Genomic DNA, 23,776 nt, shown 5'->3' with positions numbered 1-23,776 from the left:
ATGTCCTTGCCGTCTCAAACCTGCAGGACAGAGGAGACGAGCAGTTGTGTATAGGGATGATGAGGATCGTCGAGGACCTGGTCGGTTAAGCCCTCCTCGATGACACGGCCGCGCTGCATGACCATGAGCCGATCGGCGAGCAGGCGCACGACCGCCAAATCGTGGGTGACGATAATGGCGGCTATGCCGAGTTCGCGCACGAGGCCGCGCAGCAGGTCGAGGAGGCGAGCCTGAACCGAGACGTCGAGCCCGCCGGTGGGCTCGTCCATAAAGACGAGCCGCGGACGCGTGACGAGATTGCGGGCGATTTGCAGGCGCTGCTGCATGCCGCCGGAGAAGGTGCGCGGCTTGTCGTCCGTGCGGGACAGATCGATCTCAACCTTTTTGAGCCAATCCTGAGCCTCGGAGCGGATATCTCCGTAGTGGCGAGCGCCGATCGCCATCGGCCGCTCGCCGATATTGCCGCCTGCTGATACGTCCAGCCGCAGGCCGTCGCGCGGGTTCTGGTGGACGATGCCCCAATCGGTGCGGGCAAGCCGTCTCCGTTCCGGCTCGGAGAGCGTCAGAATGTCGACCGGCCCGCGACCCTGCATGTCATAAGTGATCGAGCCGGTATCGGGCTGCAGACGTCCGGAGAGGCAAGCAAGCAGGGTCGATTTGCCAGAACCACTTTCGCCGACGATCCCGAGCACTTCTCCCGGCCTGATCGCGAAGGAAATGTCTCGGCAGCCGATCTGCGTACCATAGGATTTGGAAAGCCCCGAGACTTCGAGAAGCGGGGGCCTGGGAGCGGGTTTGCGAAGCGCGCTCGTCGTCATGCTTCTTCTCCTGAAACCTTGTCGACCGCTGCCTTCGCGGCAGCCGCTTCGGCCTGGCGGGTGTTACAAAAATCGGTGTCCGAGCAGACGAACATGCGGGAACCGCGGTCATCGGTGATCACCTCGTCGAGGTAACTGGTCGTCGAACCACAGAGCGCGCAGGAGCCTTTCCAGGTCTGAACCTCGAAGGGGTGGTCGTCGAAATCGAGGCTTCTGACGGATGTGTAGGGCGGCACTGCATAGATGCGCTTCTCCCGGCCGGCGCCGAACAGCTGGATCGCCGGGTTCATTTCCATCTTCGGATTGTCGAACTTCGGGATCGGCGAAGGCGACATCAGATGGCGGCCGTTTATGACGGCCGGATAGTCGTAGGTCTTGGCGATGCGGCCAAAGTGGGCGACGTCTTCGTATAGCGTCACCTGCATGGCGCCGTATTCGGCATAGGCATGCATCTTGCGGGTCTCGGTCTCGCGCGGTTCGATCTTCTTCAAGGGTTCGGGCTGCGGCACTTGATAAACGAGGACCTGACCTTCCTTCAGCGGCGTTTCCGGCACCCGGTGGCGGGTCTGAACGACTGTCGCCTCCGCGGTGCTTTCGGTTACCGCGACATCGCAGACAGTCTGGAAGAAGCGGCGGATGGAGACGGCGTTGGTCGTATCATCCGCACCTTGGTCGATCACCTTCAGGACGTCGTCGGGGCCGATGACGCTCGCCGTCACCTGAATCCCGCCAGTCCCCCAGCCATAGGCAAGCGGCATCTCTCGGCCGCCGAAAGGCACTTGGTAACCGGGGATCGAGAGCGCCTTGAGCAGCGAGCGCCGGATCATCCGCTTCGTCTGTTCGTCGAGATAGGCGAAGTTATAGCCGTCGTCTTTATGCACCAGTGCTGCTGTCGGGCTCATTCCGCGGCCTCCTTCGCCTGTTCTGAGCCAGTGGCCTTGCGACGACGTTCCTCGTGCTCAGCCCGCAATTGCCGCACAAGCTGCAGTTCAGCCTGGAAGTCGACGTAATGTGGCAGCTTAAAATGCGTCACGAAGCCGTTCCCTTCGACGTTGTCGGTGTGGGAGAGTACGAACTCCGCGTCCTGGGCGGGGTAGCGCACGTCCTCGCCGAGCTCCCGGGCGCGCATTGCCCGGTCAACCAATGACATCGCCATTGCCTTTCTTTCATTGTGACCGAAGGTCAGCCCGTAGCCGCGGGTGAACTGGGGTGGCTTATCGGCAGAACCACGAAACTGATTGATCATCTGGCATTCGGTGACGGTGACATCGGCAATCGTGATTGGAAAACCGAGTTCTTCCGGAACGATCTCGACCGCTACCTCGCCGAGCCTCAATTCGCCGACGAAGGGATGGGCGCCGCCATAACCGCGGGTCGTCGAATATGCGAGCCCGAGCACGAAGCCCTCGTCGCCGCGCGCCAGGTTCTGCAAACGTTGGTCGCGACGCGCCGGAAAAGTCGTGGGCTCTCGGGTGAGGTCGAAGACCTCGCCATCGTTCTCGTCGATTTCCTCTTCGATCAAACCCTCGCTATTGAGAAGGTCGATAACGCGAGGTACGGTCTCATCGAGAGGTTCGGCAGCAAGCTCCGCCTGCGGTCGTTCGAGACCTTCCGCGGCAAGCGCGAAATCGAGCAGGCGATGGGTATAGTCGTAGGTCGGACCCAGCACCTGACCGCCGGGGATGTCCTTAAAGGTTGCCGAGATCCGCCGGCGGATCGCCATCTTCGAGGTGTCGATCGGCTCCGACACGGCAACACGTGGCAGTGTCGTTCGATAGGCGCGAAGCAGAAAGATCGCCTCGATCGCATCGCCCTGTGCCTGCTTGAGCGCCAGCGCGGCAAGTTCACGATCGTAGACGGACCCTTCCGTCATCACCCGGTCGACGGCGAGCCCGAACTGCTCGCTGATCTGGGCGAGACTGAGTTCGGCAAGATCCGGATTGCCCCGACGGGTTTCGGAGATCAGCTTGTGGGTGTTGAGGATGGCCTGTTCACCACCCTTGACGGCGACATAAGCCATTTACGCCTCCACTTTGATGGTGCGCGGCAGGCCCATCAGGGCATTGCCGCAGGTGAAGATCACATCGACGCCACGCGGATAAAGCTCGCTGTTCAGATCCCAGTCGGACCAGAACCAGAAGGGTAGCCCATCGATGGCGATGGTGGCGCTCCCCTTGATGCCCGGACCGGTCCAGGTCGTAACCGGTCCGTCGGTGAAAGACTTGACCTGGATGACGAGGGTGGTCGAGCGGTCAGGATATTCGATTTCCCCTGGATGAAATTCCAAAAGGTGCGGCAGGTTGAGTGCATCGGTGCCAACGGCAAAACGGGCTGTGCTGGTGTCGTCGATCAGCGGCAGTCCGCAATGGAAGCGCAGCCAGGCGGACGCTTCGCCGGAGGCTGTCTGCCGGTCAAGCCAGGCCGGCGTCTCGAAATCCATCAGTGTCAGGCAGAGGGCTGCCGTCGCAGAGGAGAGCGGCCGCGGCGCGGCGAAGGTGCGGTCAAGCGGAATGGCCCGACCGGGGTAAGCGATTGCGACAAGGGCGGCGCGGAACACGGCCTGTGCGTCGAAGACAGGATCGGCAAAGCCGGGCTTCAGCGCAGCGCCATCTGAGGACATGGGAGTGGGGGACTGCAGTGTCAAGCCGGGTTCTCCCCGCGAACCATGGTGAAGAATTCGACCTTGGTGGACGCTGCCTTGCGGCTCTTCTCGATCCGGCGCGTCTGTTCTTTCTGGCGCAGCGGCTCGATCACCTTGGCCATAATCTCGTCGTGGCGATGCTCCTGCAGCAGCAGTGCATCGACAATCGCCGCAAGTTCTGCCTGCCGCTTGTCTCTGCTTTGCACATAGCCGTGGCCCACCGTGCCGTCTGCAAGCCGAACCGAGGCGCGCGCCACCGTCATCTCGCCGAGATTGAAGACCTGACCGGTACCGCCTGCGCGTCCCCGCACCATCACCAGACCCACATGGGGTCGGCGGAGCCATTCAAACGCCACCCCGTCTGCGGCATCGGCCGCCAACGCGTCCAACTCGCCCGCATGGCTGCGGGAAAGAATGCCGAACCAGTCCGCGCGTCGCGAGGTTGCCCTTTGCTCTGCGTCCGTTTCCGTTTTGAATGCCATCATCGTTGCCCTATCGGTGCTAAAGCGCCCCTTCACAGATATTGCCGTCCGGCTACCCAGACGTTGCGAATGACGGGTACGCCATCAACAAGGCGTACCCGTATGAGATCGGCACGCAGACCAGGCGCGATTCGGCCGCGATCCGTAAAGCCGAGTAAGTCAGCGGGGTTCTTCGTCACCATCGCGACCGCCTCCGGCAGGTCGAAACCTCTGGCAGCCAGAGCAAAAGCGGCGTGCAGCAAACTGCCCGGCACGTAGTCGGAGGTGAGCACGTCGAGCAATCCGAGATCAGCAAGCTCAAGGGCGCTGACATTGCCTGAATGCGAGCCGCCGAGGATGATATTCGGCGAGCCCATCACGATCTTCATGCCGCACTCTCGGGCGCGCCGTGCTGCTTCGACCGTCGTCGGAAACTCGCTGATCGTGATCCCGTCCGCATGTGATTCCTCGACATCAGCGAACGTGGTGTCGTCATGGCTGGCGATAGGGATATTTCGTTCGCTGCAAAGACTTCCGATCGTCGCTCGACCTGGTGGGACGTGAAGCCGTTGGTGTTCCAGGCGATCGGCGATGTAGAGTTCGAACTCGTCTTCTGACCAGACCCTCGCATTCTTTTTTCGGCGGAACTCGCGATAAAGCGTCAGATTGTGCCATTGACGCTGCCCCGGCGTGTGGTCCATCACGCTGACCAGTCTGAGGGCCAGATTATCGATATGCCGATCAACGATTGGTAGAAGGGCCGTATCGGAAAGCTCGCAGCGGAAGTGGAAATAGTGATCAGCCTTCAGTAGACCCCCCGCGCGCGTCTGGGTCAAACCGGCAATCGCCTCATTGAGCATGGCGGTGCGCATGCCGCCGCTGTCATAGTCGCCTAGTGCCAATGCATCCAGCACGGTCGTAATACCGCTGCCGAGGATCTGCCAGTCATGAGCCAATACCGCGGAGAGCGATGAAGGCCACTGCACCCCTGGGCGCGGCTGCATGTGATGCTCTACATTGTCCGTGTGCAGGTCAATCAGACCCGGCAAAAGGAAATCGCCTTGGCAATCGAGGACATCGACTTGGCCAGCCGTCGCACCTCCGATCGATGATACAAAGCCATCGCGAATTTCGAGGCTGCCTTCGATGATCCGATCTTCCTGGACGATCCTGACGTTCACAAGTTGCAGGCTCATTGGTTGTCAGTTCCTGTCTGCTGGGTCGGTTCGGCCCGATTTTCATGACCGCCTTCGGGAAGCAAAACGGTGACGCCGGCTTCTTCCAAGGCGGCAGCAATGTCTCCCGACGGAAGACTATCGGTGGCGACGAAATCCACTTGGCTGAGGGGCAGCGCCAAATGGGCATCTCGGCGGCCGAACTTGGCGCTGTCCATGACGAAGGACGTCTGGTGGGATCGGCTGGCTAGCGTCGTCACCAGGAGATTGTGGTACTTCGTCGGGCCGAGAATGCCGTGAACTGGGCTCACCGCGCTGGTACCCATGACCGTCAGATCGAACAGCCGGTCCTCAAGGCTCTTCAGAACCTCATGGCCGCCTACCGTGTGCGTTTGGGGATTAACAATTCCGCCGAGCAGGGTGACCGTGCAGCGGCCGGAGGCGGCGACGATCGTGGCAATATCGATCATGTTGGTCGTTATCGTCAGTCGCTTGTCGCTTCGCACGAGTTCCTGCGCAACGAGCAGCATGGTTGAACTGGCTCCAAGAAAGACGTTCATGTCGTTTTCGAAGAGGGCCATGGCCGCCTTGGCAGCGAGAATCTTGCCTTCGCGGTCGACCTCCAACCGCTCGGCGACCGGTCGTCGGGCGGTGAGGTCGAAGGTGCGCTTGGGCGCCGCGCCGCCGTGCACACGGCGCAAATGACCGGCTTCTTCCAGTGCGCGGATATCCCGGCGGATGGTTTCAGGGGACACGCCGAAGCTCGTGGCAAACTCTCCGACCGACACAACGTCGCCCTGGTTAATCAGAGTGAGAATGCTCTGCTGGCGGGCGGCGCCAAGATTCGCTCCGCCTTTCGCCGGTGATGTCTGACAGCTGCGAACGGCCATAGCTGTACCTCTCCGTTCTTGATGTTCCACGATGTGCGTCCTCCATACTCCCCACAATGTGACATTATGATGGCAAATGATAGTTTTTGACCGATAATGTGAGAATATGCCCGTGGCGTGCAATCGGTCGGCTGCGAAGGCGGAGGCTTAGTTTAGGCTATAGGAAGTCTATTGGTGGAGATTGAACTTTGGGGCTTAGAAGAGTTCGGGTCGACAGATGAGTGGAAACGCCACGACACTCCTCCGAGGATCTGGACGTCGTCACGCCTAGGAGTTCGCAAATTGACCTGATGGTGGGGATCACCGCTTGCCATTGCGTCTCGTGCCCAAGGCTGACGTAGTCGTCTAAGGCGCGGCGCGACGGTTCGTCTTCACCCGATCGCCAGGCTTCCTCGGAATCAGTGACGGCGCCACTACATCGCACCGATGGTCGAGGCGCGTGAGTTGGCGATGAACGCCATAGCCGCACGGGCCAGCCTCATAGCAAAACGCCAGTGCTTGTGAATATCCAAACCGACAAATCTGATATGGTCCATATGGCCCGTCTCCTATGCATGAGGCTCTGCGCCGGCCAGCCGGCTTAACCCTCCTACCGCGTATCGGATGACGGGCCACCCCAGGCCCAGCAATCATAGGGACTAGGTCTGGCGCAAACAAACGCCACGCCTATCAAGGGCGGCCGGCTCAGAATCATGTTGCAGGAGACCGCATCGTCTTCACTGCTCGATCCACCAGGATCGCGTCCTTCAGCGTTTACTTTGCCTATGCGATGGTCGGAGAAAGACTGGTTGGCGTCGACAGCCGCCTCAACCCCGTTCCGATGCTTGCCAAGAACTGGGAACCGGTCAACAACAAGATCGACGGTTGGGTTTTCAAACTGCGTCGGGGCGTTGAGTTCCACAATGGCAAGAGCCTAACCGCAAAGGATGTCGTCTTCACGTTGAACCGCCTTCGCGACCCGGCGTCGCAGTCGCCGTTGCGCGTCCTTCTTGAACACATCAGCGATATCACCGAGAACGATCCTCACACGCTGCGGTTCACGCTTTCGCGCCCCGATGCAGACTTCCCCCCGTTGCTGGCGCAAGACCGATTCTACATCTTCCCAGACAGAGGGCTTCTCGACCTTTGATAAGCCATTGGGCACCGGTCCTTTTGTAGCAGACGGACTTAATCCGGCGGGCGTCAACGTTTCCGGCGAGGCAGGCAGCGGTTGCGAGGGCAAGGCCGCCGGTGGATCCGGACGTGACAATCCCCCACTCGGCTCCGGTTAAGGCTGCGAGCCGCGATCCGGCTGCCTCGGCCAATTCATCGAGATCCACGAAGGCTTCCGCGGCGGCGTTCATCGCATTGACGACGTCGTCGGCCGGGTTGCTCGCGCCTAGTTCGTGCGCACGCCAGCGCAGTTGATCACCGGTTCGACGCCGAATGACCGGTAGATCCACCCGGGCGACTTGAGATCGGGCGGAATCAAGATCGACGCGTTGGAGGAGGGGCGATGCGGGCATCAAACCGTCCCCCGTTGAATAAGGATCGTCGACGCGGTGACTGCGAAGAGCGTGATTGCCAGGTACATGGCCGGTTCGGTGATGGCACGCGAACCGAGGCGACGTGGGCAACGCTCAAAAGAGCGAAGACGATGTTCACGGCCGGCAGGAACGTCCCTGAGGACATGAACGGCTCAACGAGGACCAAGGCCGCCATCAAGGGAATGTCGTAGGACAGCGGCACACCGAAAAACCGGCCATCGTGGGACTTTCCGAAGTTCGCGAAATAGCTCAGGCGAATGGCGCCGGCGAGCAATAGCGCCGTCGCAACGAAGAAGGAGACGAGAGATGCGCCATTCAGCTGCACGAGGATGATCGCGGGAAGGATGGCGCCATAGATGATGTCGCCGAACCCGTCGAGGCTCTTCCCCATCTTCGCCATGTCAGGCTCGCGGTTTCGGGTTCTCCTAGCGACTACCCCGTCCAGGTGATCCGCGAGGACGGCCCACAAAGCAGCGCCGACCGCCAGATCGATCTGCCCCGCCAATGCAAAATAGAGAGCAATCGAGGAGCACAGTAGCCCGACCATGGTGATGGCATTGGCGGGGTCAACGAGATAGCGAAGCATGTTCCACTCTCCCAGACTTGGTCGTCAGCAGGCGATATCCCGTGCCGTCATGAACATGGCTTCGGCGAAACGCAGGTCCGGCTCGTTGTCGATCTCGTACCATTTGAGGCCGTCGCACCGGGCGGCCGCGATCTGCAGCCCTTTCTGCCGCACGAGGTCCGACAGAAGCTCTTCGGTGTAGGATTTGACGGCCCCGGCGCTAATGATGTCATTGAGATGCGGAACGATCGTCCGGCGCAGATCTTCTCCGGAAAAGCGGATCAGGTTCATCGTTTTGAAGAGAGGCGGCGAACCATCATTGAGGTTCGCTGCCGTCTGATTCATCCGTACTTCGGCAATGTAACCGTTGTTCGTCAGGACGACGGCGGAGCCTTCCATCTCCGGGCTGAACGGCGCGACGGCCGCGACATTGTCCGCATCGCCCAGTGTGAGGTAGCGAAGGGCATCCGGTTCGAAAAACACGTCGCCTTCGAGCAGATAGGTGTCCCCGGCCAAAAGCGCATCGCGTGCCAGCCAGAGCGAATAGGCGCTGCCCGTCCGGTCGAAGACATCGGACTCGACGTAGTCGATGCCGAGATCGCCGAAGCGTCGGCCGCAGGAATATTGGATCGCGTCTTTGCGATAGCCGACGACGATCGTCACTTCCCGCACGCCGACTGCCTCGAGGTTCTGCAAGGCGTTGTGAAGGATCGGCGTGCCATTGACTTCGACCAGCGGCTTCGGCCGCAGATCCACGCGTCCAGTGTTTCCGACTTCTTGCTGCGAAGGATTCCGTTGAATCGCATCGCCAGGCGTCGCATTTCAGCGAATGCGTCAGATCTCTGCTTCAGGGCATCGACCTTTCTTGCTTGCCGATCTGTCAGCAGGCCTCGTGGCTTGATGCAAAGCGCCGCAGCCACGACCGGCGAAATCGCATGTCCGGTATCCGGATCTCGAACGGGTTCCAAGCTGGGCGCCGTGGGAGGAATATCATCAACGCGTTCTCTTTCGGCACACCGCCAGGCTCCCAGCAGGCGCTCCAGATTGGAGAAGCTGCCGGTGTAGCCGCGCTGCTTGACGTCATGAAACAGATGCCGTCCGCAGCGGTTCCCTTCCTTCCAGCATTCGGCAAGGAACGTTTCAAAGTACCATGGTGACGTGGGGTTCAATGCTGCTCGCCGCCTATCTGGCAGAGCCTTGAATTTGAGCCACTTCGCCACGCTGCGACGTTCATAGCCGGTCCGTCGGGCGATCTCGCTGTAAGTCAGACCCTTCTGGCGCAAGGCGTGGAGCATTTCGAATATCTCCTGGCGAGATTGCCTATGCGCGAGACGAGCGCGCCGGCGATGTGTCGCAGCGTCGATGATGGCGTCCTCGGACAGGATGGCTCTTCCTGAAGCACTGCCATGAAAGCTCATCTGTTCCTCGATTGCCGTACGAAGGTTTTGGACCAGATGAAACCGATCGGCTACCTGCCGGGCCTGCGGTGCGCCTTCACGGACGGCCTGCGCATACAGGCCGCAGCGGTCTCGGCTGACGACTTCGACGGAGGGATGGTTCCGCAGCCACCTGGCTGCATTATCGACGCTGCGGTCGTCCAGAATGTCGACAACCGAGCGACGCTCGAGATCGACCATGATGGTCCCGTATCGTGTCGCGCGTCGCCAGCTCCAGTCATCGATGCCAACCGCCCGGATCTCGGAGGCGCAGTGAGCAACCGCGGCATCACGCTTCAGTTGCCGCAGGATGGTGTCGTCGCTGACCGGCATGCCGAGCCGTTGCATGAGGCGCTCGCCAGGACGGCCGCCCGTGCTATGGCCGAGCAGGCCGACAATCTCCACGACCCTTGTCGTCCGGCGCGCATAAGGGGAAGCAACCGTCGGCAGTCGGTCGGTGAACGTTTGTCGTTCACATTTCTCATGTGCGCATCGCCAGCGGCTCAGCAGGAGCCTCACCGTCACAGCCTTACCCTGGACCGGAAGGTCCTGAAGGCTGCGGCTGGACCACCCATGCCGATTTCGGCTTCGCCGTCCGCAATCGGGGCAAATGCCGATCGCTGGTCCGGCAGCGGAAACAACCCAACTGTCATCATCAGTGAGCTCGACGCCCAGAACTTTGACCCCTGGGCCGGGCGACCATTTTGATTTCGTTCGCATGCCCGCCCATTAGCGATCTTGCCGCTAACAGCCGATGAACCACACAAAGTGAGGAAGAACCTAATTAACTGCCAAGCGACACGGTCACTTCTTGAGAAATCGCCGGATTTCCCGGGCGACAGAGAAATTTCGTGAACCTGAGCCCCGAGCGGTTCGACCCCCGACCGCCCCAGAGATTCGCCCCCCAATCTCCCTCTTGCGCTCGGCTCGGTCGAGGCGGATGATCCAGGCTCCATTGAGGGAGGGACTGATGGCCAAGAAACCGAAGAATGAAACCACGAGCAAGAAGGTGGCATCCGCGGCATCGAAGATACTGAGGTCGCAGACCGCATCGAAAGCGGCCAAGTCGGTGGCAGGCTCGGCACTGACGCAACGGGTCAAGAAGAAGTAGACACGCTCAGTATCGTTCGGCCAGCCGCCGCAGTGGCGAAATGTCCGTACGCGGCGAAGAACTTCAGTTGAACCGCCAGTCCAAGCCTCGACCCGGTCGGCTTGGCGTTCGCAAAGTCGATGTCGGCAAAAGAGAGGCTCCACTCCCCGGTCAAAGCCTCGACCGAAACACGCAAACCATACATCCACTCCCTATTCCAAGAGTGAATTCTCAGGCGACGACGCCATACCGGTCAATCCATTCAGGCAACGTTCCACAACTTGGCCAAAATCGCAGCTTCGGGCCGATTAGGCCTATGCGTCGGCCGGTAAAGCCGGCGAGGCGTTCGAAGCCTGGCTGGCGCGCAAGACCCGCCGACAGGAGCGCGAGCCGCCGAACAGGTCGCGCAGGCCGGTTACCGCATCGGGCCAGCGTTCCTGATCGTAGGCGGCCTCGTAAATCTGGCCGACAACGGCGGATACCGCTTCGATCGTCAGCCATGGGTGGCCTTCAGACCCTTCGGATGCTCACGTTTGCCGAAAGAGACTAACACACGCAAGCTCCCGCGCAAGTTGCATCGTCGCTCTACCAGGCGATGCTGCCGTCAATCCTGCCGTGTCGGTTAATTAGCGCAAATGAATGTGTGACCCGAGGGCAACAACCCATTCTTGCAAGGCAGTAGCCGCGCCACAAACCGACGAACAGTCGTCATATGACGACTGTTCGATCCATGGCTTGTCTGCAACCTCTGTCGCGTTGGCAATTCGATCTGGGGCACAGAACGTGATGGCAAGAATGATCGAGCAGATGGCCAGTATGGGCGCGACGCGCCTATCAGAGAACGCCGCAATATCGGATTCAAAGAATGCGGGGCGGCTCATGCTCTCATCGGGATGCGCGAAAATCATCGGGCATTGTAACCTGTGCGGCATCCCGGGCCTCGCGTTCGCTTTGGTCGACTTGATGGCACAGGAGCTTCTTAAGCCTGCAGTACTCTGCATACAAAAACTTAACTGCGTGCCCACGACTTCCGTAGCAGTCGAATAACAATCTGAAACGCGCTTTGCATTCTGGTTTATTCATACCGTCATCATTCGGGAATACGGTGGCGCATTCAATGAATGCTTGGGGGATCACATGGTAAAGCCAGTTCCACCTACCGTGCGGGGAATGATTACGCCGGGCTCAATGGCGATCGAAGTTTCCGGGTATATTCAAGGTGCCGTCGTTGTTCTCTTGCGGGATGGCAATGATGTCCTTGGAAAGGGCGCTCCGGATAACAATCGAGTAAAGCTCGAAAAATCGCTTTCTGAGGGACAAAGCGTGACAGCCCTCCAGGAGTTTGGTGGCGAGACGAGCGATCAATCCGATCCAGTTCCTGTCTTGGGCCTACCGGCAACGCTGCCGAGGCTGGAGCTCGAAACTTTTCCATCGACGCTTCTCAGCACCGCGATTTTCAGGAAGACGCTCTCCGGCGCAACAGTCTACGTTCGAAACGCCCAAGGGCAGGATGTGGCCAAGGGAATTGCCGACGCAAGCATGGTGTTTGCCGACTTCAATCTATCGACGCCGCTGCACACAGGCGAACAGCTATCGGCAGTCCAGGTCATAGGTGACTCGATCTCAGTGGAAGAGCTAACGCCTCCCCTAGTCAACACTGCTGACAAGACCATTGCCGATCCCGCTTTAAGTGAACCGTTAATGGCCTGCGCCATTAACCAGACGTTTTTGGCAGCGGCGCCGGCCGCCATCACGGACATCATCAATGTAAGTGCCGACGGCAGCAGGACGGAAAAATTCTTCTACGTGAATCCGTCACCTTCATTTGAGGGCATGCCGAGTCCTCCCCTTGCTCAAGGTACGCTCTATGTCACTCAAAAGCTCCCGCGTCTCGATCTTAAAAGCGGAGAGGTCAAGTACGAAGTTGTTCCAAGGACGAAGCCCAATACGCCCTCCATTCTGAACCGGTACTGCTACTTGGTAGAGAAATTTAAGGTATCCGGCCTCGAGCCGGGTGCTACAGTGTTTTTCGAAGTAGACTTTTTCGCGGGACCGCAAGGCCAGATCTTCGGGATTGGCGGTGCGCAATACATCGAACAGGATTTTAAAGTCCCGAGGGAATTGTTTGGGACCGGCAACGTAAAATCCTTCCGGGTCAAGCAGACCATTTGCGGAATAGAGTCCGATTGGTCCGCGCCCGTCGAAGATTCGCCCTCCGCGGATGCAAAGGATCCCCCGCCCAGGATCGTGGAGCAGGTTTATGATTGCGTGAATATTTTACGCGTCAAGGACACCAGGGTCGGTTACGAGGTTCAAGCCTATGATGCAGACACCGGAAGAACTTTGAGCGCCCCCGTCGTTGCCGGCTCCGACAGCACAGAGATCGCGCTTTGGGGCGAACTGGCGTCCACGAAAACAAAACGGGTTCGTGTTCACCACTATGGATGTACGGGGGACTACAACGTTTTTGCCGACGTTCATGACGTAACTGACCCTCTCCAGGCACCTACCATCGATAAAGTGCTTCGTCCCGGCCAGCGCTCCATCAAAGTCAGGGATTGTATCATAGGCGCTTGGATCGAATTGTTCGTGAAGGGCATATTTCGATGCCGAGCCAAGGCAACAGATTTTGAAATGACGCTCGCCTTGCCTGGCACTGAAAGTCTGCCGGCCGACGGCAAGGCGTTCGCACGTCAAAGGCTGTGCGCGCATTCCGCCGACTCCTTCGTTGCCAGCATTTACAAGGGTAAGCTCTACGGGAAATTTCTACCGGAAGAACCCAGGCCCGGTTACGGCGTCACGGTTCAAGCCATCGATGAGTTTGAGCAGCAGGTGACTGGCCTGCCGGTCCAACTGACACCAAACTATCAATCCGGCCTAGTCAGCGGCGGCTCTTTCCTGGTGCCGGGCTATGGGGACCTGCCCGACAAAGTTCTCGCCAAGATTCTCGGTGAGCCATCCTACAACGATGTCGAACTCACAATTCTGCTAGCTCCACCGGAACCACCACCGGCGCAGGCTTTGGGATTACATCTGATCAACAACGAATTCTACAACGCGCCGCTCAAGATCACCAAAGCGGCTTGGTCTGTGACGTTTGAATGGGGTGGCTCCGACACCAAACAAGGCATCGATGTCAATATTGAAGTACCGGCATTCCCGCAAGGAACGACGTTTGGGAGGATTTACGTTTCCCTGACGATCGATTGGACTGCGCAAGGCGTGTATGGCGGATACGTTATTAGGCCGACATCGGGTTCAAAGCTTGCGGTATCCAACCTCGAGGTTGGATGGCCTGATCCGAGTTACTCGGGGAATTTCTCTGTTCTACTGGATTGGATCGTTCATCAAACACCGACGGAGGGTACAGTCGAGCCGGTCATTGCCGTCGTGAAGGATGCGGAAAGCATCAACAATTGATCACGGCTCGACGCTTGTCCACCTTCGAGCGGAACCCCGACTTGAACCGCCCCGAGTTGATCCCGTAGCTCCGGCTCAGCTCCGCGGGCCGACTCAATTGCCGACAACAGCCCCGCGCGACGATCCTGACGGTTGCGCTTTCTGACGCCGAGATAGATCATCAGGCGCGCAATGTGATCGTGACGCGTCTCTTCCCGGCGGGCATAGGACGTGAACATCGTGGGATCGGCGCCGATCTGGTCGGCGACATATTTCAGCATCGCATAGGGCGGAACTTCGCCGGCCGCCAGCACTCCGACCTGGATGTCGCATCACGCAACGCTGAGGTCTTTTCTCGAAGGGCCTCTTTCCTCGCGTGAGCATCCCGAAGCCAGAAAATTGCCTCCACGCCCGTTCTGTCGACGTGAACATCGATGGGAGATAATGCAAAGACAGACAGAATGCGGCGCCCGCAATCACTGCGTCAAAATCGCCGCCATTGCCCTCACAACGGAGTCGCAGGCTGGCCATCGGCAACGCAGCGTGCCGTGATTTCTCGAACAAGGATGTCCTCGTCAGTGATAGGCAGCAGCCGAAATGATGTCGCGTCCTCTGGATTGTACTAATACGTCGCGCCCATGTAAGAGCGCTCATATGGTGCCACCACCCAGTCGCCGGCGTTGCCGACTGTGTCGATGAGGCCAAAACGGGCTGCGCTCGTTCAGGTAAGCGTCGACCGGCTTGAGGCTTGGAGACGGAGCGTCCTTTTCCGGAAGGCCCGGGATGTTGGCTCGGGTTTTGTCGAGTTGTTTTCCCCAAGGATCGACCCGGCCGTCGACGCCGCGCACGGCCAACTCCCACTCGATATCGGTCGGAAGTCGCATGGTCCGCGACGAGCAGAACAGTTCCGCTTCTTTCCGAGTCATGGGTGCTGGACAACTGTCGCAGGGCAGCTCGCCGAGCCCCACCGCGATCTCTCCGGGCCCGGCGAAGTTTGGCGAATCGCCGGCTTCGATCCTTCCGAAGATCGCACCGAGATCCTCGCTCAGCGTATTGAGTTGCTCGAGGCCAACCGCATCAACTGCCGCGCTACGTTGGCGGGCGGTGAATATGAATGACTCGTCCTGCGTAAGCTCGCCGCAGCCTGGGTACGACTGCACGGCAGGGTTGCAAATTGGCTGGTTTGTGATAGGGAATGTGATGCGAGAAGAGGCCTCTTGAAATGAAGCGCATGCAAGAAAAGGACATTCCCGCGTTCGTGCAGGAGGTGGTCGCAAGCGGCTGCGACATCTGCGCCGTCGGTCCGAGTTGTTACTGCTTTGGTGATACCGATGTTCCGCGCGACAAGCGTAGGGGATTGTACAAGAAGCTCGGCGAAATCGACGCGCGCTACGGCAGCCGCGATCACCTGCGTTACCAGATTGCGGCGCACCTGGCCTCGATTGGCCGCTACATCGACGCGCCTCCAATGGAAGAGGAAGATTGGATCGATAATGAGGCGCCCGAGTTGGCCGACGTCACGCCTTACGACGTGGCGCACCTCCCGATCTACGCCGTCCTGCTGATGGCGGAGGCCAAGGGCGCCGACTGGCGCATCGTGGCACGAGCCACCCTGAACATCGACCCAGAGCGCCAGCCGGAACGGGCACGTCGCGCCTGGGCGTCGCACCTGGCGCGGGCGCGGTGGCTGGCGACGAGCGATTTGTTGCAATAGCCGCCGCCATAGACACGGCAGAAGGTCGCATGACCAAGGCAGCTGTTGCCAAAGGCGAACATGGAACTTTTCGAGCGGCGGCGCGTCGAGACTACAAGCCATTTTTCAATGATGAGGGGCGTGTATAAGCTATTCGAGTACTGCATTGGGACGTCCAGGACGGCTCGGCAGCAACCGGACGTAACATTCGTTACGGTGCTCAACGCCATTCTCGGGGTGGCGTTGAGCAAAACGCGAGCGTCCAGACACCTCAGACCTTCGCCTTGCGATGGCCTATAATTCGCCCCAGCCTGACCGGCCGTCCCTCACTGCCAGCCGGTCAGGCTCGGCGGTCGGCTATTGGTCACCCCCAATAGTGTTGCCGGGCCGCTCGAACATCATGTCGATCCCGAATACCTGCCGCTGAATGATGGCTGAAATGCAAAAAGCCCCGCCGCTCCAGCTCTCCGAGATCGCTGGCGCCGGCAGCGCACACTTCCCGCAGGAAAGTTTGACCGCTAGCCGCGGCAGCAGCAGAAGGCGTCTTTTCGGCAAGTTTTCGAGAGATTGTCGGGGGCACGTCGCTACGCGACCGCGCTCTATTCGCTGCGCTCACCGAACCCGCAAGCGGTTTCTCCCATGCGGGTAACGATCGTATCGTGCAGGCGGGCAAGCCCGCTTTCAAACAAACGGCCCCCAACGACCGCTTCGGCGACGTGTAAGAAATTCCGCCTCGGCACGACTATCTGAAGATGACCATGGTACGTCCGAACAAGACAGGCCAGGCCGATCCCGTTGTGCCGGGAGACGTCGATCGACGCTACACGCTGGCGGTGGAGATGCTGGGCGGCGCGCTGGCGCGGCTTGCGGCAGGATATGAATCCGATCCCGCCGAGCGGCAGGATCTCGTGCAAGACATCCATCTTCAGGTCTGGCGCAGTCTGAGGTCTTTCGACGGACGCTGCTCGCTGCGGACCTGGGTCTACCGCGTAGCACACAACGTGGCCGCCGATCATGTCGGGCGAGCCCGACGCCGGAAAAGTATGATCAGCCTCGATCAGTCCTCGGCAGAGATTGCAGCGGACCCAGCGCCCTCTCCGGAGATGGAGGTCTCCGACAGGCTGGCGCTGGCGCAGATCCACGTAATGCTCCACCGCCTGCAGCCGGTCGACCGGCAGGTGATGATCCTCTACCTGGAAGACGAGAGTGCCGTCACCATCGCCGAGGTCTCCGGTCTTTCAGCAGGCGCCGTGGCGACCCGCATCAGCCGCATCAAACGCCTTCTGGCCGGCCAGCTCAACCTGGAGGCAACGCGATGAGCGACCGATCCCAACATTCATGGAAGGAACAGCCCGTGACAACCGCAGCCATCAGTCTCGACGAGATCAAGAAGCGACATGCCGCTCTGAGCCGGACCATATGGCGTCGCAACACCTTGGAATATGTCGCCGGAGGTGTAGCCGCAGCATTTCTGCTGGTCATGAGCGTGATTGCTTTCCTTGCCGCCCGTGCCGTGGCTCATTGGGTCATGGCGGCAGGATTTGCGACGCTGGCGCTCGGCATGGTTTTCGTCGGGCTGTATATCTTCAGGAAGAGCACGCGCACCGACGCCGATATTGCGGCAAGCGGGATCGACCATCTGAAGCGGCGGCTGGAGCACGAGCGCGACCTTCTTCGCTCCGCCTGGCTCTGGTATGTCGGGCCGATGGTGCCGGGGTTTGTCTTGAGCTATCTCGGATACTGGATGGCAAATCCCGAGCGTCCGATCTTTGTGCTTGTCGCAGGAGGTCTGACCTTTGCCTTCCTCGTTTTTGTCGTCATTCTGAACCGCCGAGCAGCTCGGCGGATCGAGACGGAAATACGCAGCCTGAGGAAATGACCACCCGTATGCAGAGGAGAATTGGCAGATGCTCCAGCCATGTGGCGAGCATCAACCCGTGTTCCTTGTGGGTGACTAGAATAGGATCGGTCATTACCGGTTCAGGCTCGCCTTTGGCGCAGCGCATCGACATCATCCTTGGGTTGTCTTACCTTTGACGGGTTAACCGAAAGGCTCTCAATATGCCTACAGGAATGGCGATAGGAATTGGAATCGGAGCGGCGGTGGGCGAGCTTGTGTTTGGCAATATCGCCGTTGGGATTGCTGTTGGCATAGCGATTGGGGCAGCAGTCGGCCATACAATCTCAAGATGAGCCAGCCAACGTGGCTTCGTCCAAGTACTTCCCGAACAAGCTGCGCAGCCAGTTCGTAAATCCGCCCCGGAGACTGTACCCTGAGTTCTCACAGAGGGCGGCGGCGAGGAACTCATCGCCGGCGGCGAAGGTGGACAATACGGGACGATCTTGCGCATCAGCAAGTTCCCTCAAAAATCTGCCCCTTCGGGCTGTGTGCTGGCCGAGAATGCTTCTCTGGGAGGGCTGACACTGTCGTACTTTAAAAGTCCGGTGAGACTGAGAAGCAGCCGATCGAGACTTCAAGCCATGGGTTTTCGAACGATGGTTTACGCGGCAATACAATTTCAAGATGCTCCACATCCCTGAGCGCCATGAAGGAGCCTTGGGCAACGGTATGGCCTCGGCGCGATGCACTCCACCCGGGCAGTGTGGCCGCGTCCCCGGCATCCGATGCGACACCGGTCGACGGCTTTGCCCGAACGACGTACTGCATTCGCATACAGCCACATGCGGATGATCCTTGTCGAGAACGCATAGTGATGCGCAACACGGTACGTCGCGCCAGTCCTTCGAGCGCAAATTGCGCGCACTCGGCCGGCACCGCGATCCTCAGCTTGATCCGATCTTCTCGCCATTGAGGCTTAAAGTCATCCGACGCGTGTGCACTCCAGCCGATGCCAGCCAGCGCGCCCCCTACGATAGCAATGCGCCCTATGAACGAAGAGAACCACCAACAAACCATGTTAAACATCCACAGATCTCCGACCAACATATGGACTCTACCCGCATCGTGGCTTCTGCGGGGTGGACGCTATATGATTTATTATTTTCACTGCGAAGAAATCGTGATGGGGGGTGGCTTCCGTTTAAATGAGAACAACGAGCCGCATAGTGCTGATGATTTCTGCTGGACTTATTGTGCTGCTCGCGTTGATCGCGCTGACGGCAGCGAGCTTTATCGTCAGGAATGTAAACTATGCAAGCTGGGACGCAGCCCGCGTCGCGCGAGCTGGATTCATCGAGAAACAGACCGAGATCAATGGCTCCATCCTTAACTATGCGAAGGGACCTGATAACGGGCCGCAACGGAGAAAGACAATGGCAACTATCGGCTACCTGACCCGCAACGAAGATGGCTCCTACAAGGGCGAACTCCTAACGCTGAGCCATTCGATCCCCCTCACGTTGGTTCCGATCGAGAAGACGAAGAAGGACGCCCCGAACTGGCGCACCATGTCCGGTCGCGCCGATTATGCGTAGCGCGGGATTATGCGGAGTCGCGAGCTGAGGCCCTGGTTTTTCTGGGTTTTGTCGTTGTGTCGCTCCGCATAATAACGGCCCCGCTGTCCGCGGCGCCCCACCGTGTTGGGAGGCGCCGCGGTGTGGGTCAGCGTGACCAGATCAGTGCATACTTGCCATCGTCGCCTTCGAAGAGGTTGGCGTAGATGGGTGCGCTGAAGGACGGATCGTCGAGCTTGACCGAGTGGTAGGTCCGATCCTCCTTTGAGGTCCGGCTCCAGGCGGCACCGATCTCGACACCAGAGACGATGACGCGCAGGTCGGGCGCCTTGTCGCTGGTGGAGGCGGGATCGCTGGGGACGAGGCGCGCCTTGGCGTCGATGGCGAGCGTCTTGATGGTGCCGGTGTAGGTGCCATCGTTGCTACGGGTGAACGAGCCGATCTGGGACATGGTGGAACTCCTGTGCTGTGTTCAAGCCCGCGACCATCGCGGCCTTGTGGCGATCGAGAGCCCCGGGGATGGCCGCACCGCACCTTCAGGCCGCAGCGCATGCGAAGGACGGCGTGCGGCGATCTTGTTGTTGGGCGAGGAGCGGCGCAGCCGCGGGGAAGAAGATCGCCGGCACGCTGTTGCGGGGAAGAGGCCGGGTCGCAGACCGCATCGCGGGGCAGATCCGCCCAGAACAAGGCCCGTCGGTCACCGGGCATCACAGCACCCGGCAGAACCACCCGGCAGCAGGCGGTCTCGCACGGCACGAGCCCGCCCGGTCCCTTCACGTCGTCACGTCGGCACCGTACGCACATCGGCCATCAGCGACGCGATCAATGCGTCGGGCGCCTTGAACCCGCCCCGTCGAAGCGCCGGCGGTAGCACCGCTTCGACGGCTTCGAGTTTCTCGGACGGATCCATTCGCAGGTACACCTCGGTGGTGCGGATATCGGCGTGGCCAAGCCAGAGCGCGACCTTGCGGATGTCGCGTGTGGCCCGCAGCATCAGGACTGCACAACTGTGTCGCAGAAGATGGGGCGAGAGCGGTCGGCCGATCAGCGTCGGGCATCGGACCGCAGCGGCCTTGGCGTGCTTTTCGAGGATGTACTCGAAGCCGGCGCGGGTCATCGCCATTCCTTGCGCGTTGACGAACAGCTCTGTCGCCGGTGGGCTTCCACGTACCGCAAGCCAAGCTCGCACGTCGCGGGCCGTTTCTTTCCAGAGCGGAAGGCTGCGTTCGCGCCGGCCCTTGCCGAACACCAGGATGCTCGGACTGGTTTGCAGCGTAACGTTCTCCTGGGAGAGGCCGACGAGTTCGGACACGCGCAGGCCACCGGCGAAGCATAGGTGCAACATCGCCCGATCTCGTAGCCCCAAGCGTGTCGTCGCGTCGGGCGCATCGAGCACGGCGCGGACCTCGTCCATAGTCAGATGGCGGATGAGCTTCTGATCGTGACGCTTGCCCGGAATCGCGTTGATCTGGGCGATCTGCTCCAGGGAGCCAGGATGCCGCAGCTCGACGTAGCGCATGAACGACTTGATCGATGCGAGCCGCAGATTGCGGGTCGCCGGACCGTTGCCACGGTCATGCTCGATGTGACGCAAGAACGCGACCACCATGTTCGCGTCAATCTGCTCGAGTTGGAGCAGAGAGGGGCGCGTGTGCAGGCGTTGGGCGGCGAAGGCGAACAACAGCCGGAAGCTGTGCGCATAAGTCTCGCAGGAGTGCGGACTGTAGCCGCGCTGCTGCGGCATGTACTCACGCATGAAGCTGGTGATGAGTGGGGCGATCGGCGTCATGCGACCTCCCCGGCGACCAAGGCCTCGGCAGCACCGGCGATGTCGGCCATGAGGTCCGGCGTGGCTTCCAGATACCAGTAGGTATGCCGGATGCTCGCGTGGCCGAGATAGGTGGAGAGCGCGACGAAGTCCCGCGCAACATCATCTCGGCCCATCGCGCACCGCTCCAGCACGCGCGTCGCGAAGGTGTGACGCAGATCATGGATACGCGGACGCCGCGATCGATCCTGACCGACGCCCGCCTTGCGCAGGATCACGCAGAAGTTGCCATGGACGGTTCGATGCCCCATCGGCTTGGCATCGACCGACAGGAACACATGGTCGTCCATCCCGGCAAACCGCCGTCGGACCTTAAGATAAGCCTGCAGCGCCTCGACCACGCTGGCGTGCATAGGCACGAGCCGGCTCTTGTTGAACTTGGTCTGCCGGATGTGCAGTACGCCGTCGGGCAGCAGATCGTCCAATCTCAGGTTCAGGGCTTCGGAGACCCGCAAACCCGTCGACGCGAGCAGCCCGATCAGCATCACATAGATGTGGCGCCTGAGCGGGCTGGGCTTCTGTTGCCGTAGATTGCCCGCCGCATCGAGCATGCGCGCCAGTTCCTCGGGAGTGTAGATATAGGGCGCAGGGCGTGTTGCAGAGCTGTGATTAGGATGATGGAGCGGCACCTCATGCGCGCAATCCTCGGCGTGCAGGAAGCGCGCGAAGAGCGCGATCTCGCCAAGCCGCCGCTGGTGATTGCGCGGGGTAGACGAGACGGCCGACGCCCAGGCGATTGCGGTCTCGCGGCGAACATGGGTCTCGCCGCGGTCGGCCGCATAGCGCGCGAACGCGGTTAGGTGTCGGGCCGTCTTTGCGAGCTTGAAGCCGAGCGATCGGCGCAACTCGATGTAGCGATAGGCATCGTCGGTCAGCATGGCGACCTCCCCGGCCAGGGCTGCGCGATAGCTGACAGAAGCGTGATATCGACCTTGGCGTAATGCGCCGTCATTGCCGGCGACCGGTGGCGTAGCACCGTGCCCACATTGGTCAGGCTGACGCCGTGGCGAAGCATCGCCGTGGCCGCCGAGTGGCGCAGGATGTGTGCGCCTTTATAGTGGCTCTCGACACACCCGCGTTTAAGCGCGCGCTTGACCAGGCATTTGACCGTGATGCGGTCGATCGGCCGCAGCGGCGCATATTCGGTGATGAACAGAGACGGCACAGCCAGCGGCGGCCGGCCGCGTTCGATATAGGCGAGCAGCGCGTCCCCTATCTCCTGGGTGAGCGGCAGCAGTTCCTCCCGTCGGCCTTTGCCGAACAGGCGGATGCTGCCCCGCCGCCAGTCGATATCGTCGAAGCTGAGCCGCGCCACCTCGCTCGCCCGAAGTCCGAGCCGGACCAGCAGCAGGATGATGGCTCGATCGCGCAGGCGCCGCTCTCCGTCGCACGCAGTGATGATCCGCGCGATATCGGCGTCAGGCAGGAAGCGCGGGATCGATGCCAACTGCCATCCCGCAACATTGGGCATCGCGTGGTCGAGCCCAGGCCGACATCGCCCTGTCGCGATCAGGAAGCGCAGGAAGGCGCGGATGCCGACCGAGATGCCCTTCATTCGCGCGACCGATACGGCTTTTGCACGTTCGGCCATGTAGGCCCGGATCGTCACGGCGTCGTAGGCGGCCGGCCGCTCCCCAAGCGCATCTACGAAGGGCAGGATTGTCCCGATATACGTGGCCAGCGTCGTTTCGGCCAGGCCACACTGCTCGCGAGCCCAGGCCATAAACTCGGCCACCAGTGGCGTCGCCGATTTGGCCGGCAGGCACGCCAACACGCCGCGATCCTCGAGATAGGCGATGAACAGCTTGGCGGTCTCGACTGCGTCCTTGTTGACGTCGCCTCGGAAGCGCGGGCACTGTCCCGCTCTGATCAAGGCGAACGATGCCCCATACGCCTCACGGACCGCGGCAGACGTGTAATTGTCCGCGCGCGCCCAGTGCGTCCAGCTCGCAAGCAGCCGCATCTTCTCGATGACGGTGCGTGGCGTATACCGTCGCTCACGAAGCCATTGCGCAAAGTCCGCGGCGTGTTCCGCAGCCATTCCCGCCTTCAAGCGGTCCTCAACCGCGTTCTTGCGAACATAAACACCTGTCGGCATGTCGCCTCCTTTTCCATGTGGAGGCGGGACTATGATCCGAGGCGGCTGTCATTCGGAACGTCAGCACTTGTGCCTGATGCCGTCGTGCGATGTGAGCCCGCCCTCTGCTGGCTGGTTCTGCCGGGTGCTGTGATGCCCGGTGACCGACGGGCCTTGTTCTGGGCGGATCTGCCCCGCGATGCGGTCTGCGACCCGGCCTCTTCCCCGCAACAGCGTGCCGGCGATCTTCTTCCCCGCGGCTGCGCCGCTCCTCGCCCAACAACAAGATCGCCGCACGCCGTCCTTCGCATGCGCTGCGGCCTGAAGGTGCGGTGCGGCCGTCCCCGGGGCTCTCGATCGCCACAAGGCCGCGATGGTCGCGGGCTTGAACACAGCACAGGAGTTCCACCATGTCCCAGATCGGCTCGTTCACCCGTAGCAACGATGGCACCTACACCGGCACCATCAAGACGCTCGCCATCGACGCCAAGGCGCGCCTCGTCCCCAGCGATCCCGCCTCCACCAGCGACAAGGCGCCCGACCTGCGCGTCATCGTCTCTGGTGTCGAGATCGGTGCCGCCTGGAGCCGGACCTCAAAGGAGGATCGGACCTACCACTCGGTCAAGCTCGACGATCCGTCCTTCAGCGCACCCATCTACGCCAACCTCTTCGAAGGCGACGATGGCAAGTATGCACTGATCTGGTCACGCTGACCCACACCGCGGCGCCTCCCAACACGGTGGGGCGCCGCGGACAGCGGGGC

The 23,776-nt window shown here is 60.6% G+C and carries 25 protein-coding genes and 3 pseudogenes; 9 read left to right on the top strand and 19 right to left on the bottom strand.

The genetic code is table 11. The annotated features are described in order from the left end of the window. Window positions 1-14: 14 nt before the first annotated feature. From phnK to IQ26_RS33475, 8 genes and pseudogenes are all read right to left on the bottom strand, one after another. The gene (gene phnK / locus IQ26_RS33510; protein ID WP_145722663.1) at window positions 15-818 is read right to left on the bottom strand and encodes a phosphonate C-P lyase system protein PhnK; all 804 of its coding nucleotides are present in this window, start codon (window positions 816-818) and stop codon (window positions 15-17) included. After that, window positions 815-1,720: an alpha-D-ribose 1-methylphosphonate 5-phosphate C-P-lyase PhnJ gene (locus IQ26_RS33505; RefSeq protein WP_145722658.1), complete on the bottom strand. Its 906-nt coding sequence runs from the start codon at window positions 1,718-1,720 to the stop codon at window positions 815-817. Before IQ26_RS33505 ends, phnK begins: the two co-directional genes overlap by 4 nt. Further along, entirely contained in the window at window positions 1,717-2,838 is a 1,122-nt protein-coding gene (locus IQ26_RS33500) for a carbon-phosphorus lyase complex subunit (RefSeq protein ID WP_145722656.1), read from the bottom strand. The genes IQ26_RS33505 and IQ26_RS33500 overlap by 4 nt, the downstream gene beginning before the upstream one ends. After that, the gene (gene phnH, locus IQ26_RS33495; RefSeq protein WP_240547368.1) at window positions 2,839-3,462 is read right to left on the bottom strand and encodes a phosphonate C-P lyase system protein PhnH; all 624 of its coding nucleotides are present in this window, start codon (window positions 3,460-3,462) and stop codon (window positions 2,839-2,841) included. It lies immediately after the preceding gene. After that, a complete protein-coding gene (gene phnG, locus IQ26_RS33490; protein ID WP_208760272.1) occupies window positions 3,459-3,941 on the bottom strand; it encodes a phosphonate C-P lyase system protein PhnG in 483 nt (160 codons plus the stop codon). Before phnG ends, phnH begins: the two co-directional genes overlap by 4 nt. A gap of 32 nt (window positions 3,942-3,973) precedes the next feature. Then, complete coding sequence (locus tag IQ26_RS33485) at window positions 3,974-5,116, bottom strand: alpha-D-ribose 1-methylphosphonate 5-triphosphate diphosphatase (protein ID WP_145722651.1); 1,143 nt, start codon at window positions 5,114-5,116, stop codon at window positions 3,974-3,976. Next, the gene (locus tag IQ26_RS33480; RefSeq protein WP_145722649.1) at window positions 5,113-5,985 is read right to left on the bottom strand and encodes a DeoR/GlpR family DNA-binding transcription regulator; all 873 of its coding nucleotides are present in this window, start codon (window positions 5,983-5,985) and stop codon (window positions 5,113-5,115) included. The genes IQ26_RS33485 and IQ26_RS33480 overlap by 4 nt, the downstream gene beginning before the upstream one ends. A 351-nt stretch (window positions 5,986-6,336) precedes the next feature. Further along, window positions 6,337-6,480, bottom strand: a pseudogene (locus IQ26_RS33475) (IS110 family transposase); the annotation flags it as partial. A gap of 325 nt (window positions 6,481-6,805) precedes the next feature. On the opposite strand from IQ26_RS33475, the gene IQ26_RS33470 reads away from it, so the two are divergent. Next, a complete protein-coding gene (locus tag IQ26_RS33470; RefSeq protein ID WP_162458147.1) occupies window positions 6,806-7,114 on the top strand; it encodes an ABC transporter substrate-binding protein in 309 nt (102 codons plus the stop codon). Window positions 7,115-7,452: 338 nt separating this feature from the next. Here IQ26_RS33470 and IQ26_RS33460 read toward each other — a convergent pair whose 3' ends face one another. The 3 genes and pseudogenes from IQ26_RS33460 to IQ26_RS33450 all read right to left on the bottom strand — a co-directional run. After that, window positions 7,453-8,097, bottom strand: coding sequence for a CDP-alcohol phosphatidyltransferase family protein (locus tag IQ26_RS33460; protein WP_240547367.1), 645 nt, complete (start codon window positions 8,095-8,097; stop codon window positions 7,453-7,455). Between the two features lie 24 nt (window positions 8,098-8,121). Next, window positions 8,122-8,832, bottom strand: a complete 711-nt coding sequence (locus IQ26_RS33455; RefSeq protein WP_240547366.1) for a phosphocholine cytidylyltransferase family protein — start codon at window positions 8,830-8,832, stop codon at window positions 8,122-8,124. Then, window positions 8,826-10,232: pseudogene (locus IQ26_RS33450) on the bottom strand (ISL3 family transposase); the annotation flags it as partial. The pseudogene IQ26_RS33450 and the gene IQ26_RS33455, both read right to left, overlap by 7 nt. Before the next feature lie 250 nt (window positions 10,233-10,482). Here IQ26_RS33450 and IQ26_RS39850 point away from each other — a divergent pair. Beyond that, complete coding sequence (locus IQ26_RS39850) at window positions 10,483-10,623, top strand: hypothetical protein (protein ID WP_167522725.1); 141 nt, start codon at window positions 10,483-10,485, stop codon at window positions 10,621-10,623. Between the two features lie 605 nt (window positions 10,624-11,228). Here IQ26_RS39850 and IQ26_RS33440 read toward each other — a convergent pair. Continuing rightward, the gene (locus tag IQ26_RS33440) at window positions 11,229-11,510 is read right to left on the bottom strand and encodes a hypothetical protein (RefSeq protein ID WP_145722641.1); all 282 of its coding nucleotides are present in this window, start codon (window positions 11,508-11,510) and stop codon (window positions 11,229-11,231) included. A 229-nt stretch (window positions 11,511-11,739) separates the two neighbouring features. Here IQ26_RS33440 and IQ26_RS33435 point away from each other — a divergent pair, with 229 nt between their 5' ends. Then, window positions 11,740-14,022, top strand: coding sequence for an Ig-like domain-containing protein (locus tag IQ26_RS33435; RefSeq protein ID WP_145722639.1), 2,283 nt, complete (start codon window positions 11,740-11,742; stop codon window positions 14,020-14,022). An 86-nt stretch (window positions 14,023-14,108) separates the two neighbouring features. On the opposite strand, the pseudogene IQ26_RS41705 reads toward IQ26_RS33435, so the two are convergent. Together IQ26_RS41705 and IQ26_RS40080 are read right to left on the bottom strand one after the other, a co-directional pair. Then, a pseudogene (locus IQ26_RS41705) lies at window positions 14,109-14,346 on the bottom strand (DUF4158 domain-containing protein); the annotation flags it as partial. Window positions 14,347-14,651: 305 nt separating this feature from the next. Beyond that, the gene (locus tag IQ26_RS40080; protein ID WP_208760271.1) at window positions 14,652-15,161 is read right to left on the bottom strand and encodes an SUMF1/EgtB/PvdO family nonheme iron enzyme; all 510 of its coding nucleotides are present in this window, start codon (window positions 15,159-15,161) and stop codon (window positions 14,652-14,654) included. A gap of 62 nt (window positions 15,162-15,223) precedes the next feature. Between IQ26_RS40080 and IQ26_RS41335 the strand changes: the two genes are divergently transcribed. The 4 genes from IQ26_RS41335 (at window position 15,224) to IQ26_RS41845 (ending at window position 17,887) form a co-directional block, all read left to right on the top strand. Continuing rightward, window positions 15,224-15,715 (top strand): hypothetical protein, encoded by a 492-nt coding sequence (locus IQ26_RS41335; RefSeq protein ID WP_322791128.1) that lies wholly within the window; start codon window positions 15,224-15,226, stop codon window positions 15,713-15,715. Window positions 15,716-16,452: 737 nt separating this feature from the next. After that, the gene (locus tag IQ26_RS33410) at window positions 16,453-17,013 is read left to right on the top strand and encodes an RNA polymerase sigma factor (RefSeq protein WP_240547365.1); all 561 of its coding nucleotides are present in this window, start codon (window positions 16,453-16,455) and stop codon (window positions 17,011-17,013) included. Between the two features lie 35 nt (window positions 17,014-17,048). After that, complete coding sequence (locus IQ26_RS33405; RefSeq protein WP_240547364.1) at window positions 17,049-17,573, top strand: hypothetical protein; 525 nt, start codon at window positions 17,049-17,051, stop codon at window positions 17,571-17,573. A gap of 182 nt (window positions 17,574-17,755) precedes the next feature. Beyond that, on the top strand, window positions 17,756-17,887 hold the full coding sequence (locus tag IQ26_RS41845) for a glycine zipper domain-containing protein (protein WP_476738619.1): 132 nt from the start codon (window positions 17,756-17,758) through the stop codon (window positions 17,885-17,887). A 241-nt stretch (window positions 17,888-18,128) separates the two neighbouring features. On the opposite strand, the gene IQ26_RS33400 is transcribed toward IQ26_RS41845, so the two are convergent. Further along, complete coding sequence (locus tag IQ26_RS33400; RefSeq protein WP_145722622.1) at window positions 18,129-18,620, bottom strand: hypothetical protein; 492 nt, start codon at window positions 18,618-18,620, stop codon at window positions 18,129-18,131. A 146-nt stretch (window positions 18,621-18,766) separates the two neighbouring features. Here IQ26_RS33400 and IQ26_RS33395 point away from each other — a divergent pair, with 146 nt between their 5' ends. After that, window positions 18,767-19,129, top strand: coding sequence for a DUF736 family protein (locus IQ26_RS33395; RefSeq protein ID WP_240547371.1), 363 nt, complete (start codon window positions 18,767-18,769; stop codon window positions 19,127-19,129). A gap of 127 nt (window positions 19,130-19,256) precedes the next feature. On the opposite strand, the gene IQ26_RS33390 is transcribed toward IQ26_RS33395, so the two are convergent. From IQ26_RS33390 to IQ26_RS33375, 4 genes are all read right to left on the bottom strand, one after another. Next, entirely contained in the window at window positions 19,257-19,559 is a 303-nt protein-coding gene (locus tag IQ26_RS33390; RefSeq protein ID WP_145722611.1) for a DUF736 domain-containing protein, read from the bottom strand. A 330-nt stretch (window positions 19,560-19,889) separates the two neighbouring features. Beyond that, window positions 19,890-20,897, bottom strand: a complete 1,008-nt coding sequence (locus IQ26_RS33385; protein WP_145722616.1) for a tyrosine-type recombinase/integrase — start codon at window positions 20,895-20,897, stop codon at window positions 19,890-19,892. Next, the gene (locus IQ26_RS33380; RefSeq protein ID WP_167522724.1) at window positions 20,894-21,814 is read right to left on the bottom strand and encodes a tyrosine-type recombinase/integrase; all 921 of its coding nucleotides are present in this window, start codon (window positions 21,812-21,814) and stop codon (window positions 20,894-20,896) included. Before IQ26_RS33380 ends, IQ26_RS33385 begins: the two co-directional genes overlap by 4 nt. Continuing rightward, window positions 21,808-23,034, bottom strand: a complete 1,227-nt coding sequence (locus tag IQ26_RS33375) for a tyrosine-type recombinase/integrase (protein ID WP_145722612.1) — start codon at window positions 23,032-23,034, stop codon at window positions 21,808-21,810. Before IQ26_RS33375 ends, IQ26_RS33380 begins: the two co-directional genes overlap by 7 nt. A 389-nt stretch (window positions 23,035-23,423) precedes the next feature. On the opposite strand from IQ26_RS33375, the gene IQ26_RS33370 reads away from it, so the two are divergent. Beyond that, window positions 23,424-23,726 (top strand): DUF736 domain-containing protein, encoded by a 303-nt coding sequence (locus IQ26_RS33370; RefSeq protein ID WP_145722611.1) that lies wholly within the window; start codon window positions 23,424-23,426, stop codon window positions 23,724-23,726. The last annotated feature ends 50 nt before the right edge of the window (window positions 23,727-23,776 follow it).

It is taken from the genome of Mesorhizobium tianshanense (genome assembly GCF_007830515.1).
GTDB lineage: Bacteria > Pseudomonadota > Alphaproteobacteria > Rhizobiales > Rhizobiaceae > Mesorhizobium > Mesorhizobium tianshanense.
Note: the sequence above shows the minus strand (reverse complement) of the source record. Positions and strands in the feature narration are given on the sequence as shown.